This is a genomic window from Rhodococcus sp. FW305-130 (genome assembly GCF_058788335.1).
Genome location: NZ_JBYTAP010000001.1, coordinates 907,942 through 924,246, shown reverse-complemented (window position 1 = coordinate 924,246; position 16,305 = coordinate 907,942). Strand labels below are relative to the sequence as shown.

Sequence of the window (16,305 nt, the reverse complement as noted above, 5' to 3'; positions counted from 1 at the left end):
CGTCGGCGTGCAGCGTCCTTCTGATGAAGCCCGCTCCTCTGTCTGCCGAAGAATGTAACAGTTTGATCAAGGCGGCCGCCACCGTTACCCGATCTTGACCAAAACTATTTCTCGCCGTTCTGTCGGCTGGCGTCCAGTTCTGACTTGAATGCGTCGTATCGTGCCCGGTGAGCGGGTCGGCGACGAATGATCGCCCACGCGATACCCAGAACCACGAACCAGATCGGTGTGACGACAAGTGCCTGCAGGGTGTCGTCCTTGGTTGTCAGCGCCCAGAGGATGAAGACGAAGAACGCGAGCACGACCCAGCACATCACGATGCCGCCGGGCATCTTGAACTTCGACGCCTCGTGCAGGTGCGGACGACGCTTCCGGTACACCATGTAGCTCGCCAAAATGATCGTCCACACGAACATGAACAGCAGCGCCGAGATGGTCGTTACGACGGTGAAGGCCTCGATCACGGAATCGCCCGAGAACAGCAGGATCAGCGACGCCAGCAAGAAGATGCAGGAGAACATCAGGGCGTTCGCGGGGACCTTGCGCGAGTTCAGCTTGCCGAGGGCCCGCGGTGCGTCGCCCTCCTGTGCAAGGCCGAACACCATGCGCGAGGTGGAGTAGATACCCGAGTTGGCCGAAGACGCAGCGGAGGTCAGCACGACGAAGTTGATGACAGATGCAGCGATGCCGAGGCCGGCGAGTGTGAACATGGCGACGAACGGACTCTTGTCTGCGCTGATTTCGCGCCACGGAGTCACCGCGATGATCACGGTCAGTGCAACGACGTAGAACAGCAGGACACGAATGGGGATGGAGTTGATGGCCTTCGGCAGGTTCTTCTCCGGGTCCTTCGCCTCGGCGGCGGTGGTGCCGACCAGTTCGATGCCCACGAAGGCGAACACGGCGATCTGGAAGCCGGCCACGAAGCCCATGAATCCGGTCGGGAACATGCCGCCGTCGTTCCAGAGGTTGTCGATACCCGAGGTGGCACCGTTCGGCGCCGTGAACCCGGAGACGACCATGACGATGCCGACGATGATCAGGCTGACGATGGCGACGATCTTGATCAGTGCGAACCAGAACTCTGTTTCACCGAAGGCGCGAACGGTCGGGAGATTGAGGAGCAGCAGCGCCGCGATCGTCAACAAAGCAGGTATCCATGCCGCGAGACCTGGCCACCAGTATTTGAAGTATCCGGAAATCGCGATGACGTCCGCGATGCCGGTGACGATCCAGCAGAACCAGTAGGTCCAGCCGGTGAAGAATCCCGCCCAGGGGCCCAGCAGATCCGCGGCGAAGTCGGAGAACGACTTGTACGCCATGTTCGAGAGCAGCAACTCCCCCATCGCCCGCATGACGAAGAAGAGCATGAAGCCGATGATCATGTACACGAAGATCACGGAGGGCCCGGCAAGCGAGATCGTCTTGCCCGATCCCATGAACAGTCCGGTGCCGATGGCACCACCAATGGCGATCAGCTGGATATGCCGGTTGGACAGCTGACGTGAGAGGTGGGGGTCTTCGCCGGACGGCTTCGTCAGGTCTGGTGTATTCGCGTGGTCGGACACGGAGGATCCCCCTCGTCATACGGTTCATCCGGGGCATCGAAATCGTGCCCGTCGGGGGAACCTCGGAAAATGTGCTCTCTCAAAGTACGCGTGCACTGGCTCACATCAAGCATCGGAAAGCGGACGCCGATAACCTGTCGAGGTGAACACTGACAGCACGGCCCATCAAGACGGACATATCGCCGCGACGCTGTTCGATTTCTCCGGAACCCTCTTCCGTTTGGAGGAGAGCGACGATTGGACCGAGCACCTCGTCGATCATCAAGGCGATCCGCTCGACGTGCACGCTCAAGCCGAGTTGATGCGTCGGATGACCGCGCCGGTGGGCAGAACCGTCGAGATGGACGAAGCCGGGATCTACGCGTGGGAGAACCGCGACCGGGATCCGAAGTTGCATCGTCAGGCGTACCTCGACGTGTTGAGCAAGTCCGGAGTGCCCGATCCGGTTCGGGCCGAAGCTTTCTACGCGCTGCTGGTCGATCCGGACCAGTGGTCGCCGTACCCGGATACCGGTGAGGTCCTTAAGTCATTGTCGGAGAAGGGCGTACGCACTGCCGTCTTGAGCAACATCGCCTTCGACATCCGTCCGGCGTTCGTCGACCGCGGCTGGGACGTCTGGGTCGACGAGTTCGTCCTGTCGTTCGAGGTGGGTGCAGTCAAACCGGAACCCGCGATCTTCGAATACGCCCTGGCACAGCTGGATGTGGATGCGGCGCAGACCCTGATGATCGGTGACAGCGACGTCGCCGACGGCGCGGCCCGAGACGTCGGTTGCCAGTTCGCACTCGTCGATCCCCTGCCGACGACCGAACGTCCGCACGCGCTACTCGACGCAGTGCGGAAGTTCGGGCTTCTGTAGGGAGCGCTCAGACGCCTTCGGTGAGTTCGCGCAACGACGCGTAGCGATCGCGCACGTGGGGAGCTGGTTCGGCGTCGAATCGTCGCTCTTCCGGTTTCGGCCACACCGGCGGCTGCGTGTCCCCGGACAGTGCCCATGCTGCTTGTCTGCATGCCCCTTCGGCGACGTACTCACCCGGAGCAGGGATTACGACCGGCACTCCGAGAATTGCCGGCGCGATCTCACAGAGAGCGCGAGACTTCGCTCCGCCTCCGACGAGGAGAACTCGCTTCACCTCGACGCCCTGACGAACCAGATCGTCGACGCCGTCGGCCAAGCCGCACAGGAGCCCTTCGACTGCGGCGCGCGCGAAATGCGCCGGCGTCGAGTTCTGCAGCCGGAAGCCGTGCATTGCCCCCGTGGCGTCAGGACGGTTGGGCGTCCGCTCGCCCTCGAAGTACGGAATCATGACCAGCCCGTCGTTTCCGAGGGGCGCGGTCAGCGCCAACCGGGACAGTTCGGCGTGATCGACACCGAGAATGGATGCTGTCGCATCAAGAATGCGCGCGCCGTTGAGAGTGCACACGAGCGGCAGGTGCAGACCGGTTGCGTCCGCGAATCCTGCCACGTTTCCACTGGGATCGTGCGTGGGGGTGGCCGATACAGCCGACACGACGCCGGATGTTCCGATCGAGATGATCACGTCACCGGGGACTGCTCCCAAACCCAGTGCGGCTGCGGCATTGTCACCCGTACCCGGTCCGATGATTCCCCCGGAGTCAGTGCTTCCGATCTTGTCGTTCGGCGATGCAACTCGGGGAACATGGGGGGTGCGATCGCGAAATGCCAACGCCAGCAAGTCGGTACGGTATTCGCGCGTCGAGGCAGCGTAATAGCCGGTTCCACTTGCGTCGCCCGCGTCTGTGGCGAGCTCCTCGATTGAACCGGACCCGCCCAATTTCCAGGACAGCCAGTCATGCGGAAGACACACCGCGGCAGTGCGATCGGCGTTGCCTGGCTCGTGATCTGCGAGCCATCGAAGCTTGCTTGCCGTGACCGCGGCGACCGGAACTACGCCAACCGCGTCGGCCCACGCCTTCGATCCGCCGAGTTCTTCGACCAGATCCGTCGCAGCCTTCGCCGAACGAGTGTCGTTCCACAGCAGCGCCGGCCTGACGACCTCGCCGCCGCTGTCCAGACACACCATGCCGTGCTGTTGAGCTCCGACGGATACCGCTGCGACGTCGCCGAGCCCACCCGCCGCGGCGATTGCATTGTCCATCGCCTCGAGCCAGCATGCCGGATCTATCTCGGTACCGACGGGATGGGCCGCCCGTCCTTCTCGTACCAGTTCTCCCGAATCGGCATCACGGACAATGACTTTGCACGACTGGGTAGACGAATCGATACCGGCTACGAGGGTCACACTGGCGTCCTTTCCGAAGGACCGTCAGCTCGCGTTGGCGACCGCGGGCATCCGGTTGCTGCGCTTACGCAGCGATCGCACATATTCTGCGCGCTCGGTCTCCGTCATTCCACCCCAGATGCCGTACGGCTCGTGGACGGAGAGTGCGTGTTCGCGGCACTGCTGGAGCACGGGGCACGTCGCGCAGACCTTCTTGGCGTTGCGTTCACGGTTCTCGCGAGCGTGTCCACGCTCGCCGTCCGGGTGGAAGTACACCGCGGAATCGTGCCCACGGCACGCTCCCTGCAGCTGCCAGTCCCACACTTCGGCGGTCGGGTACGGCATCGGAAGGTGCTTGTGCATGATGGCGACCTCAATTCCTTACTCGGGTGAAACGGATTCGGGTAACTCGGGGCTGACGCCGGGTCGGACTTATCGACGCCTGGCCGATTGGCCGAGTCGATGTGCACAGACCGTTGCGAGTTCGCCGGTGACCGGCGGAGTCAGCGCTACGACGCCGTCGTCGAGAATTGCCTGCAGCCTGCGGAAATACTCGTCCGGGGCGAGGCCGAAGGTTACAAAGATCTCTTCGTCAGGTCCACCGTCGAACTGCTGCCACTTACGTGCGAACTCGACGATCTCTTGTGTATCGGTGCGGCTCATCAGGTTCTCCCCTGTTTGTGCGCCCTGCTTCACAGAAACTGCGACTCGTCTCCTCGGACGCCCGTGGCAGTGAGTCAAGACACAGACTATGCCTACTTCTGCTTTTTCACAAGACCTACTTACGTCTTTTTGTGGACAAAGTATGCGAACTTTCGCACGCTGAAGTTACCGACGAGGAATGCTTGAATAGGACAATGACCCGACCGTCCACGACTCCGGCTACCGCGGGAGAGGTATTCACGCTGATACGCAGCGGTTCCGCGACCACGCGCAGCGAGATCGGGAAGCTCACCGGCCTGTCCAGGACGGCGGTATCGGCCAGGGTTGCAGCACTTCAATCGCTTGGTTTGATCGCCGATGACGACGAGGGCCCGTCGACGGGCGGCCGGCCGCCGTCCACTCTCACCTTCGCGAACTCGTCCGGCGTGGTTCTCGTCGTGGCAATCGGTCGATCGCGGGCACAACTTGCCGTCACCGACCTGGCGGGCACGATCCTCGCGGCAGAAGACATCGACAAGTCGGTCGGGGTCGGCCCCGACGAACTGATGCCCGAAATTGCCGAGCATCTTTCGTCACTACTGGCCCAGGTCCACCGCGCGCCTACCGAGGTCATCGGAATCGGACTGAGCATTCCCGGAACGGTCGACGTCGCCGCGGGAGCGAGCCTCGACTCTCCGATGATGGCGGGATGGGACGGCGTCGCTCTTGCCCCCTATCTGGCATCGGTGACCACGGCGCCACTGTTTGCCGACAACGATGCCAACGTGATGGCCCTGGCCGAATTGAGCGAACGACGCGAGAGTGCGCCCAACCTCCTGATGATCAAGGCGTCAACCGGCCTCGGCGCAGGAATCGTCATGGGCGGAATCCTCCAACGCGGTTCACTCGGAGCGTCCGGCGAGATCGGGCATACTAAAACCGCTGCAGCGCGGGGCATGAAGTGTCGCTGCGGCGATGTCGGCTGCGTCGAAACCGTCGCCAGCGGTTGGGCTCTCGTGCACGCCCTCCGAGATCAGGGCCGAAGCGTCGGGCACGTGCGTGACGTTGTCCGCCTCGCCCTGGACGGCGACAGCGAAGCCCGCCGGCTCATCAGAAGCAGCGGCCGACTGATCGGCGACGTCATTTCCGGCGCGGTAAACCTCCTCAATCCCGAGGTCCTGATCATCGGCGGCGACATGGCTGAGGCAGACGAGCTCTTCCTCGCCGGACTTCGGGAGTCCGTCTACGGCAACGCAACGGCGCTTGCCACCCGAAAGCTTCAGATCGCTTCGGTCAGCCACGGCGCACAATCCGGGATCCTCGGTTGTGCGGTTCTCGTCCTCGACCATCTGCTCAGCGCCAGGGAAATCGATCTGCGGATCGCCGCGTCGCTCCACACCTGAGCAACTGATTTCTCGCATGCTCTGAACCAGATAATCAGACCTTTCCAGCACCCCTTGTGTTGACGCTCACACTTCTGCATAATTCATTACCTACCGATCATTCGGTTGCCAATATCGACAATGAGATCGCGCAGGAACGCTCCGAGTCAGCCAAAAGCATGCACCGAGCACACCGGCAACGTCGCAGATCGAACAGCGTTTCTCCCCTGTTCCGACTTCCGCGAAGGAGTACGACCGCGCCGCGATGGCGTCGATGGTCGGCACCACCGTCGAGTGGTACGACTTCTTCATCTACGCCCAAGCCGCAGCCCTGATCTTTGCCGACCTGTTCTTCAAGCCGATGGGCTCGGCAGGCCAGATCGTCTCCTACGTCACGGTCGGCATCAGCTTTGTCTTCCGTCCTCTCGGCGCCATCGTGGCCGGATATCTCGGCGACAGACTCGGCCGTAAACGTGTCCTGGTCGCGACGTTGGCGATGATGGGGGCCGCGACGGTTCTCATCGGCGCGCTGCCGACGTATGCCTCGATCGGGATCTGGGCGCCGATCCTGTTGATCCTTCTCAGAATCGTGCAGGGATTCTCGACGGGCGGCGAATGGGGTGGGGCTGCTCTTCTTGCCGTCGAACACGCACCCACCAAGCGTCGAGGATTCTTCGGAGCGTTCGTCCAGATGGGCGTACCGCTCGGAATGTTGCTCGCCACCGGCGTTTTGGCACTGTGCACGTTCACCCTCACGGACGAACAGTTCACCACCTGGGGATGGCGAGTGCCGTTCCTGCTCAGCGTCGTGCTGATCGGCGTCGGCTTCTACATTCGAAGCAAGGTCAGCGAGTCACCCGTGTTCGCCGAACTCAAGGAACGCCGCACCGAGAGCAACACGCCTATCCGAACTCTGTTCAAGAAACACCCGAAGCAGGTCGTACTCGCGGCCCTCTCCTTCATCGGCACAAACGGCAACGGCTACATGGTGATCGGCGGATTCATCGTCGCGTACGCAACCAAGACCTACGGCCTGGGGAAGACCGAACTACTGATTGCCACGCTCGCAAGTGCAGTCACGTGGGGCGTTTTCACCATGATCGGCGCTTACTGGTCGGATCGGCGCGGCCGCACCACGGTGATGAACGTCGGCAACCTCGCAATGATCCTCTTCGCGGTGCCGTTCTTCCTCCTCATCGACACCGGCAATCTCGGCTGGATCTACGTGGCGATGATCCTGTTCTCGGTCGGACTCGGACTGTCGTACGGACCTCAACCGGCATTGTTCGCCGAACTGTTCCCAGCTTCGATCCGCTACAGCGGCGCGTCGATCTCTTACGCTGTCGGCACCATTTTCGGCGGCGCCTTGGCTCCCACCGTCGCCCAATGGCTCCTCGGCAAGACCGGTGGCACTCTTGCCATCTCGATCTATCTCGCCCTGTTGGCCGCAGTGTCGTTCGTCGCCACGATGCTCATCAAGGACCGGTCTGGACGAGATCTGATGGTGTAATCGACCTGAATGAGAACGCCCCACGGCGTCGCGATGCCGGAGTTTGTCAGCCGAACTTTCGAATGGCGAACTCCGGCAACGTCTTCGCAGTATTCGCGGAGCGTACGATCTTGTGGTTCTTGCCTCTCATCAGCGCCAATTGGATCCGCGATTCGATCCAGAACGCACCGCGTGGCGATCGGTTCCAGGTCTTGTGCAGCAACGTCTTCGTCGCTGCGACGGCGTCCGGCGAGCGAGTCATGATCTGCGACAACAGTTCCTGTGCCGGTTTGATCGGATTGTCACTTACTCCGCTCACGAACCCCCACTCGAGAGCCTGATTTCCATCGAACAGTTCAGCAGTCATGGCGAGGCGTTTCACGACGTCCATCGCCGCGAGTTCGCGCATCGTGACCGTTCCGGTCATGTCGGGGATCAATCCCCACTTCGCCTCCATCACCGAGAACGTGCAATCAGGGGTGGTGAATCGAAAGTCTGCGGCGAGCGCCAATTGCAGTCCCCCGCCGAAGCAGTGGCCGTGAACGACCGCGATGACCGGCACGGGCAATTCGCGCCACACCCAGCACGCGCGTTGAAAGAGGTTGGTCTTCTGACCGGGAAATTTCGCAAAGGCCTTGGCCATCCGGCTCGGCTGCTTGCCGGCAGAAGCGAAGTCCAATCCGGCCGAGAATGCGTCGCCCGCGCCTTGCAGAACCACGCCCCGGATCGAACGATCAGTTCTGATCGTTCGGGCCGCGTCCACCAGCGCGTCGAGCATGTCCAGATCGAGACCGTTGAGTTTCTCCGGCCGGTTCAGCGTCACGTACGCCACCGACTGCACTACCTCGACACGAACACGATCACTCACGGCAACTCCTCCGATTCGACATATCCCCGACGAACTTACCTGAGAGTAAGTTCGTCGGGGATTCGTCATACCATCTCGGCAAGAAGTTCCATCGTCACTTGCCCGGCCGGATCCGAATCAGCGGATGAAGGCACGGCCACGACGGTGTCCACACCGACCGCTCGATACGCCTCGAGTTGCTCGCGCGCATCGGCCGCGGTTCCCACGATTCCCACTGTCGCGACCATCGCGTCCGAGACCTGACTCAAGATCTCTCGAGGCGCGGTCCCGGCCCTGGCTGCCTCGATCACGGATGCAAACCCTGCTCGTACGAACATGTCCGAGTACCCGGGGGCAGCGAGATACGGCACAAGCCCACGTCTGAGCTGATCGATCGACATCTGAGTTGGGCCTTCGGTTGCCACGGCCGCCGGCGCCCAAACCGACACCTGGGGCATTGGCGTTTCCATTTCAGCCGCGATTTCCTTGCACCGTGCGATCAGGCGCCCCGCTTGCTCCGGGCTGACCAGATTGAGCACCAGTTCGTCGCCCAACTCCACCGCGGCGCGAAGGGCCTTGTCTCCGAAAGCTGCAACGATCAGCCGCCCACCCGGCGGCTGAAGTCGCAGTCGATATCCGCTGGTCCGCATCACCGTTCCAGCGACTTCGCCCCGCTCGCCGTTCATCAGCGCTCGCACAGCGCAGGCTGACTCCGCGAGTGCACGTGCGGCCCCGGATCTGCTTCGCCCATGCCATTTTTCGACCACGACAGCGCTGGACGTGCCCAACGCTATCGACACGTGACGCCCGGTCAGGTCGGCTACCGACGCCGCCCCGATCGCGATCATCGCCGGATCACGAACCGTCACCGCAAGCGGGCCGACCACCAACTCGGAGTGCTCGAAGCCGGCTCCGACTGACGTCGCCAGAGCAAAGGCGTCGTACGTCGCCATCTCCCCCACCCACACTCGGCCGAACCCCAGTTTGTCGGCGAGGCGTGCAGTAGTGGTCACCTCCCGCGGCGGACGGTCCTGCCACAAGCCCAGGGAGATATCGATCGTCGGCAGTCGGCTATTCGAAATCCCGCTATTCGAAATCCCGCTATTCGAAATCGGAGACAAGACCCATTCCCTTCAAGAGTGTCGGACGGTCGTAGTATTCGAGCCACTCTGTGACCAGCCCGTCTGCCATGCTGAGGATTCCGACAACAGGAACGACGCCGTGGGTCCCGTCGAAGTGGAAATCGTCCACTCGCTGTACAAAAACCCTGCCGTCGATCACGCCGAGCGACTCGATCTTCAGGGTGATCCGTTCACACTTGCTTGCCAGCAATGCAATTCGGCCCGCTACAGCCTCCTTGCCGACAAGAGGTTCCTGCATCACGCTGTGGAGCACACCGTCTTCGGCGAACAGGTCGACGACGCGTGCCCAGTCCATGACGTCCCACGCTTGGAACATCTCACGCGCCAACGCAAGCTTGTCACTGTCGTTCATCACACTCATGCCACACTCTTCTGTCGAAGCTCACGCTTGAGGATCTTTCCGGTCGAATTGCGCGGCAGTTCTTTCCGAATCTCCAGCCGCTCGGGAAGTTTGTACGACGCGATGCGCTTGTCTTTCAGGAACGCAACCAGAGCATCGAGTTCGAGTTCCGTCTCGGGTCGAAGTGTCACCACTGCTGCGACGCGCTCACCGAGTACTTCGTCGGGGTCGCCGATGACGGCCACGTCCGCGACGGCCGGATGCTCGGCGATCAACCCCTCCAATTCGGCTGGAGCGATGTTCATTCCACCGCGGATCACCAGGTCCTTGCCTCGATCCAGGTAGCGGAGGAATTGTCCGTGATCACCGGCAATCTCGAAGATATCTCCGGTGCACAGGAATCCGCGTTCGTCGAACGGTGACGGCCGATCGCCGAGATAGCCGGCAAAGACCGTCGGTCCGCTGATTCGCAACTCACCCGGGTGCCCGACTTCGGTGATGTCCTCGCCGGTGACCACGTCGACCAAGCGAACGTCCATCCAGTCCGAGATCCTGGTGCTCCAGCGGAAGTTCTCGACACCGAAACGAGGGAAGTACCGTGCGCGGTCGTCCGGATCCGGCATGTCCGCAGGCGAGGAGAGCAGACTGATGCCTTCGTTGGACCCGAAGAAGTTGATGACTCCGATTCCATATCGCTCCTGCCATCCCCGCACCATCGGAGGTTGCAGTGGCACAGAACCCGAACCGATCCGCGTCAAGCTCGACAGATCGACCGCCACGAGCATCGACTCGTCGGCGAGCAGCATCCACAACAGAGCAGGCGGCGCTACCGTGTATGTAACCCGCTCGGCCTCGATCTGCCCGAGGAACACTCGAAGGTCGAACGGGTGGTGCTGTACCAGTACACATCCCGTGCGGAGCCAGGGCAGGAACATTCCGTTGATTCCGGCCATGTTGACCATCGGGAACGGGTTAAGCAGGACGTCGTCGACGACGATGTCGGGAGCATCGATCGTGGCCCAGCAGATGGCCAGCCACTCGTAGTGCGAACGTGGGACCCCCTTCGGCTCGCTTTCGGTTCCGGAGGTCCAACAGATCGTCATCGCGTCGTTGGGGTCGTTCGGATCTTCGGTGTTTCGTCTGTCCAGAGCACTTCGCTGCGATTCGGTGGCTGCCCGAGGACTCAGCCCCACGACGCCGGTAGGAAGCTCAGCCGGAAGCTCTGATTCGGGAGCGTAGGCGAATACCGATCTCAGAGAGGCAATCCGGGATCTGATTGCAGCGATCTCGGTAGCCGGGAATCTGTCGCCGAAGCTGGGCACGGTGACAAATGCTGCAAACGCCGCCTGGTTGGCCATTCCTTCCACTTCACGTTCGCGGTACTGCATGGGCAAGGGTGAGACCACGATCCCCAGCGACCACGCTGCAAGGTAGACCTCGACCAGTTCGACGGTGTTAGGCATCTGAACGCCCAGAACGTCTCCCCGGCCCAAGCCTGCCTCGGTGAAGCGCGCAGCGAGCGAGATGACTTCGCTCTCCAGTTGGTTCCAACTGAGGCGTCGTGGATCTCCGCCGGACAACTCGCTGCGGTTCGCCGGATCAACTACGGCAAGCTCGTCCCCTCGGGTCCGCACCTGCACCCGGAACACGTGATCGATCGTCTCGTCGGACCACCACCCTTTCGAGGTGTATTCGTCCACCTTGACGCCAGGATGCAATCCCCTGTGTGTCTTGTTCATTCGCGCACTCGATTCAGTTCTCGTAACGGCCGGAAATGTCGATCACGTCGCCCTGCTTCTCGAACGCCTGAGTAGCGGCATTCCACTCGAACGGCTGAAAGGCCAGGATTCCCAACGCATGGTCCGCGGTCATCGTGAACTTGATTCCGTCGATGAACATCGGCGGGTGGTAGTCCTGCGTTCGCGCGGCACTCATGATGGTGGCACGTGAGAGTCCGTCGGATGACTGAGAGGCCCGAGTGAAGTTGTCCACCAACAGGTCACCGATGGCCCAGCCGTTCACGGTGTAGCTGTTGGTCGGGGAATCTGCACCGTGAGCCGCTGCACCGGCGAGATAGTCGCGCACCGCCGCGTCGTCCTTGTAGAGAGCGTTGTTGGGATCCTTGAGCCACACCATCACCTGCTGCCCGTCGGCAGCATCACCGGCGGGTGCATACAGGGTCGCACCGTCGACGCAGTTCGACGGCTGAATCACGGTGTCGGGCTTCCATCCGACACGTCCGATCGCCTGAGTGATCGCGAGGCAGTCGGTAGTGACACCGGCGACCACCAAAACCTCGGCGCCGCTGGCCTTGAGAGTCGAAGCCGCCGTCTTGGGGTCGGTCAGCGCCTCCTCCGCCGCGATCTCGAAGTTGGTTCCTTCGATCGCGGACTTGAAGCCGTTGGCGATTCCCTGTCCGGACTCGGTCTGGTTCGTGGCCAGTGCGACCTTGGCGCCGTTCGGATACTTCTTCTTCAAGCTCTCGACCACTACCTCCATCTCGACGCCCGGATCCGGTAGATACTCCGTGGTCCACGGGAAGTCTTCGATGACCCGGAACTCGGGCATGCCTGCCTGCGCGAAGAGCAGCGGCACGCAGGCAGTGGTCTGATCGTCCGCGATGGCGTTCAACTGTCCGGCCCCGAAGGTACCCAGAACGTCGACCTTGTCCTTCTGAATGAACTCTCCGACGTTGGCTTTGGCGCGCTCCGGGGAGAATGCATCGTCCTTGACCACGACGTCGAGCTTGACGCCGCCGATGCCGCCGGCCGCGTTCTCCACCTCGAACCGTGCTCGCATTCCTTCGATCACGTTGCCGACGGCATCGGCGAGCGGGCCTGACGTCGGCCCACTCCATCCCACCGTGAGTTTGTCGGTGATCGGCGCTGCGGCACCGCTGGGATCACTGCAGTCGTCGACCGATACTGCTCCGGCCGATGTCGACGTGTTGCTCTCTGCGTCGGAGCTACCTCCGCAGGCCGAAAGGAGTAGTGCCGCAGCGGCGATGACTGCGGGAATCGTGGTCTGCCTTTTCATATCGTCCAGTTCCTTGCTGTGAGTTGAGGGAAACGAGAGTGGGCGAGGGAGACGGCGCTCAGGTGCGAGGTTCACCCTCGCGATACTTGGGATGATCTGCGGGAACCACGAGGACGAACCGTCGGAGCACGCTGTTGATCCGTCCGACGATTCCGTCCGGCATCAAGAACACGATCGCGATCAGCACCGCGCCGAACACCACTCCCGACACGGGGCCGTCGGTGACGCTTCCGGTGTAGTACGGCAAGAACACCACTGCCGTTGCCCCAACGATCGGGCCGAATTGGGTTGCGATTCCGCCCAACACCAGTCCGGTGATGAACTCGATCGACTTCATCAGCGAGAAGGATTCGGGTGAGAGCGCGCCGATGTACATCGTGAACAGTGAACCTGCCAGGCCCGTGATCGCGCCGGAAAGCCCGAAAGCGAGAATCTTGACCCGCGCGACGTTGATGCCATTTGCGCTCGCCGCGATCTCGTTGTCACGCACCGCGACCATAGCCAGACCGAATCGACTCTTGACGAGATTGCGAATCAGGAGCATGACGATCGCCAGAGTCACCACCGACACCCAAAAGATCCAGAGGTAGGTGTCGGCTCGGGTCAGACCCGTCCATTTCGGCGGAACGAGCAGATTTGCGCGAACCACCATTCCGGCGGCACCACCGGTCAGATCCCCGGTCTTGCGGATCACCTCGGGAAATGCCACAGCGACGGCGAGTGTCACGAGAGCGAGATACAGCCCCTTGATCCGCAACGAGGGAAGACCAACGAGAAGCCCTAGTACAAAACACAATACGACCGCCATCGGGATCGTGGTCAACGGCGAGTATCCGCGATCGACGATCAGAACGCCGGTCGTGTACGCGCCCAGGCCGAAGAAGGCAGAATGGCCGATCGACAGAAGTCCGGTGTATCCGCTGACGATATTGAGTCCCGCAATGGCAATCGCGATGATGAAGACGCTCGTGAACTGGCCCACGCGAAACGGCGCGCTCTGTGACGCGAGAAGCAACGCACACACGGCAGCCACCAGCAGAACCAACTGGAGTATCCGGTACGACGTCGATCCGGCGACCACTACCCGCGGTCGCCTGACTGCCTTTTCGGCGACGGCGGGTTCATTTCTCTCGGCAAGCGTCGTCATACCCGCTCCAGTTTCTTGGTACCGAACAGTCCATTGGGTCTGACGAAAAGGATCACCACGATGATCAACAGGGCGGATGTCTGCTGCAGCGAACCGCCGATGACCGAAATGTAGCCGCTGAGCATCGATTCCAGGACACCGATCGTCAACCCGCCGACCACGGCGCCGACGAGACTGTCCAGACCGCCGAACAGCGCTGCGGCGGATGCTGCGATGAAGATCGGGAACATGGTCGTGAGACCGAGTTGTTGCGGCGAGAGCGGAGTGACCAGGACACCGGCCAGGGCACCGATGGCAGCTGCTACTCCCCAACCGATTGCGAGTATCCGGCTGGTCGGAACTCCGGCGAGAGTGGCAGATTCGGCATTGTCCGCGACGGCACGCATGTGCAGACCGACTCTCGTCTTGCGAAAGAGCAAGGACATCAACACAAGTAGGACAACGAGCGCCACCAGTACGCCCAGTGCGTCGCCGTACACGCGCGCACCGCCCACCGAGATGTAGTCGGTCGGACCGTTGGGGAACGGGCTCGGCATTATCTTGGTATCGCTCCCCCAGAGCATTCCGGCCAACGAGTTGAGCCCGGTGAACAATCCCAGTGCCACGATCAGCACTGCCATGTCGCTTCGACGCTGAACCGGCCGAATGAGCAGACGCTCCATCAATGCTCCGAGCAGGAACCCCAATGCCAGGGCCGCTCCGATCGCCGACCAGATCGGCCAGGACATCGTCGTCAGCCACCAGGCGACAAAGGTTGTGAACAGGGCCAACTCGCCCTGAGCGAAGTTGATCGTGCCGGTGGCGCGAAACACCACCACTAGTGCCAGCGCGAGAATTGCGTAGATCGACCCGTTGGTCAATCCGGAGATGAGTCGTTCGAGAAAGAGTGTCACCGTTTACTCCTGGTACCCGAGGTAAGCGCTGCGCACGACGTCGTCGGAACGAAATTCCTCGGGCGTTCCGGCAGCGACGATGGTGCCTACGTCGAGCAGGAAGACCTTCGACGCGAGTTTCATCGCGAGATCGGCGTTCTGTTCCACGATCAGCAGTGCAGTTCCGTCGCTGCGGTTGATCGCACCGAGCGTGTCGAACAATTCGGCAATGACGATGGGCGCCAGCCCCAGGCTCGGTTCGTCGCACAAAAGAAGGGTGGGACGGCTCATCAATGCCCGTGCGACCGCGAGCATCTGCTGTTCACCGCCTGAAAGCGAACCGGCCAACTGTGTGGACCTCCTCGCGAGCACGGGGAATGTCTCACACCACCGCTCGATGTCGGCTTCGATCTCCGCCTTGTCCTTACGAAGGGCAGCGCCGACGAGCAGGTTGTCACGCACCGACAGTTGACCGAGAGTTCCGCGGCCCTGTGGGACAAGGCTGACGCCGGCGGCCACGGCGCGTTCAGGTTTGGATCCCAACGGCGAACCGTTGAAGGTGATCGTTCCCTGATGCGGGATCAATCCGGCAAGCGCGCGCATCATGGTGGTCTTGCCTGCACCGTTCGCGCCGAGAACGACAGCGACCCCGCCGGGTTCCACGTCGAGCGAAATCCCGTGCAGTACATTGCCTCGCCCGTAACCGGCATGCAGATCGTCGACGCTCAGCAGGGTCATGCCGCACGCCCCAGATATGCGTTGATCACAGCGTCGTCCTGCTGGATCTCCGCCGGGGTTCCCTGGGCAATTTTGTGGCCGAAGTTCAGGGCGACAACGTGATCGGAGATCCCGAGCACCAATCCCATGTGGTGTTCGACCAGAAGCGCGCCGAAGCCGAAGTCGTCGCGGAGCGAGACGATCAGTTCTCCCAGTTCTTTGACTTCACTGTGCGTGAGCCCGCCGGCAGGTTCGTCCAGCAGAAGCAGCGAGGGCTCGGACATCAATGCCCGTGCCAGTTCGACACGCTTGAGAGTTCCGAACGGTAGACCGGACGCGGGTGCGTTCGCGACGTCGACGAGTTCGAGACGTTCGAGCAGGTACCAGGCCTTCTCTCGAAGTTCTCGGACTCGGGCACGCGCCGGAGGCAGGCCGAGAAGCCCACTCACGAGCCCGAAGCGACCTCGCGACGATCCACCGACCATGGTGTTGTCGAAGACACTCATGCCGCCGAACAGCGCGAGATTCTGAAAAGTTCGAGCGATTCCTGCGGATGCCAACGCATAGGGACGCAATCCCAACAGGTCGGTTCCTTGCCAGGTGATGACACCGCGACTCGGTTCGTAAATCCTTGTGATGCAGTTGAACAGCGTGGTCTTACCAGCGCCGTTCGGCCCGATGAGTCCGCAGATCTGTCCCGCGCGGACGTCGAATCCGACGGCGTCGAGAGCCGTGACTCCGCCGAATTCGATCGACACATCGGAAAGCGTGAGTACGACCGGTGCATTCCCAGGTTGTGCGGGTGGTGTGTTTCCAAGCATTGGTTTCACCTCCTCGTGACACTTCAATTAACAGTGTGATAGAGATTACTACAGTAAAC

The 16,305-nt window shown here is 61.7% G+C and carries 16 protein-coding genes; 3 read left to right on the top strand and 13 right to left on the bottom strand.

Features of this window, described 5'->3' with window-relative positions; all coding sequences use genetic code 11:
- Window positions 1–104 precede the first annotated feature (104 nt).
- Window positions 105–1,568, bottom strand: coding sequence for a D-serine/D-alanine/glycine transporter (gene cycA / locus AC3WQS_RS04490; protein ID WP_019744791.1), 1,464 nt, complete (start codon window positions 1,566–1,568; stop codon window positions 105–107).
- Between the two features lie 142 nt (window positions 1,569–1,710).
- On the opposite strand from cycA, the gene AC3WQS_RS04485 reads away from it, so the two are divergent.
- Window positions 1,711–2,427, top strand: a complete 717-nt coding sequence (locus AC3WQS_RS04485) for an HAD family hydrolase (protein ID WP_020908678.1) — start codon at window positions 1,711–1,713, stop codon at window positions 2,425–2,427.
- A 7-nt stretch (window positions 2,428–2,434) separates the two neighbouring features.
- Here the strand turns inward: AC3WQS_RS04485 and xylB are convergent, their stop codons facing one another.
- From xylB to AC3WQS_RS04470, 3 genes are all read right to left on the bottom strand, one after another.
- Complete coding sequence (gene xylB, locus AC3WQS_RS04480; RefSeq protein WP_133727910.1) at window positions 2,435–3,832, bottom strand: xylulokinase; 1,398 nt, start codon at window positions 3,830–3,832, stop codon at window positions 2,435–2,437.
- A gap of 24 nt (window positions 3,833–3,856) precedes the next feature.
- Window positions 3,857–4,174, bottom strand: coding sequence for a WhiB family transcriptional regulator (locus tag AC3WQS_RS04475; RefSeq protein ID WP_003946343.1), 318 nt, complete (start codon window positions 4,172–4,174; stop codon window positions 3,857–3,859).
- A 69-nt stretch (window positions 4,175–4,243) separates the two neighbouring features.
- Complete coding sequence (locus tag AC3WQS_RS04470; RefSeq protein ID WP_020970382.1) at window positions 4,244–4,474, bottom strand: DUF3263 domain-containing protein; 231 nt, start codon at window positions 4,472–4,474, stop codon at window positions 4,244–4,246.
- 194 nt (window positions 4,475–4,668) lie between these two features.
- On the opposite strand from AC3WQS_RS04470, the gene AC3WQS_RS04465 reads away from it, so the two are divergent.
- Window positions 4,669–5,856: an ROK family transcriptional regulator gene (locus tag AC3WQS_RS04465; RefSeq protein ID WP_151531472.1), complete on the top strand. Its 1,188-nt coding sequence runs from the start codon at window positions 4,669–4,671 to the stop codon at window positions 5,854–5,856.
- 244 nt (window positions 5,857–6,100) lie between these two features.
- Complete coding sequence (locus tag AC3WQS_RS04460; RefSeq protein WP_492711638.1) at window positions 6,101–7,345, top strand: MFS transporter; 1,245 nt, start codon at window positions 6,101–6,103, stop codon at window positions 7,343–7,345.
- A 46-nt stretch (window positions 7,346–7,391) separates the two neighbouring features.
- Here AC3WQS_RS04460 and AC3WQS_RS04455 read toward each other — a convergent pair whose 3' ends face one another.
- The 9 genes from AC3WQS_RS04455 to AC3WQS_RS04415 form a co-directional block, all read right to left on the bottom strand.
- Window positions 7,392–8,192: a crotonase/enoyl-CoA hydratase family protein gene (locus tag AC3WQS_RS04455; RefSeq protein ID WP_020970383.1), complete on the bottom strand. Its 801-nt coding sequence runs from the start codon at window positions 8,190–8,192 to the stop codon at window positions 7,392–7,394.
- A 65-nt stretch (window positions 8,193–8,257) separates the two neighbouring features.
- Window positions 8,258–9,211: an LLM class F420-dependent oxidoreductase gene (locus AC3WQS_RS04450; RefSeq protein ID WP_445387272.1), complete on the bottom strand. Its 954-nt coding sequence runs from the start codon at window positions 9,209–9,211 to the stop codon at window positions 8,258–8,260.
- Between the two features lie 61 nt (window positions 9,212–9,272).
- The gene (locus AC3WQS_RS04445; protein WP_019744799.1) at window positions 9,273–9,674 is read right to left on the bottom strand and encodes a nuclear transport factor 2 family protein; all 402 of its coding nucleotides are present in this window, start codon (window positions 9,672–9,674) and stop codon (window positions 9,273–9,275) included.
- Window positions 9,671–11,392, bottom strand: coding sequence for a class I adenylate-forming enzyme family protein (locus tag AC3WQS_RS04440; RefSeq protein WP_492711640.1), 1,722 nt, complete (start codon window positions 11,390–11,392; stop codon window positions 9,671–9,673). The genes AC3WQS_RS04445 and AC3WQS_RS04440 overlap by 4 nt, the downstream gene beginning before the upstream one ends.
- A 13-nt stretch (window positions 11,393–11,405) precedes the next feature.
- Window positions 11,406–12,689, bottom strand: a complete 1,284-nt coding sequence (locus AC3WQS_RS04435) for an ABC transporter substrate-binding protein (protein ID WP_029255959.1) — start codon at window positions 12,687–12,689, stop codon at window positions 11,406–11,408.
- A 58-nt stretch (window positions 12,690–12,747) separates the two neighbouring features.
- Complete coding sequence (locus AC3WQS_RS04430; protein ID WP_020970387.1) at window positions 12,748–13,836, bottom strand: branched-chain amino acid ABC transporter permease; 1,089 nt, start codon at window positions 13,834–13,836, stop codon at window positions 12,748–12,750.
- Complete coding sequence (locus AC3WQS_RS04425) at window positions 13,833–14,729, bottom strand: branched-chain amino acid ABC transporter permease (RefSeq protein WP_019744803.1); 897 nt, start codon at window positions 14,727–14,729, stop codon at window positions 13,833–13,835. Before AC3WQS_RS04425 ends, AC3WQS_RS04430 begins: the two co-directional genes overlap by 4 nt.
- 3 nt (window positions 14,730–14,732) lie before the next feature.
- Complete coding sequence (locus AC3WQS_RS04420; protein WP_020970388.1) at window positions 14,733–15,446, bottom strand: ABC transporter ATP-binding protein; 714 nt, start codon at window positions 15,444–15,446, stop codon at window positions 14,733–14,735.
- Window positions 15,443–16,246, bottom strand: a complete 804-nt coding sequence (locus AC3WQS_RS04415; RefSeq protein WP_019744805.1) for an ABC transporter ATP-binding protein — start codon at window positions 16,244–16,246, stop codon at window positions 15,443–15,445. The genes AC3WQS_RS04420 and AC3WQS_RS04415 overlap by 4 nt, the downstream gene beginning before the upstream one ends.
- Window positions 16,247–16,305 lie beyond the last annotated feature (59 nt).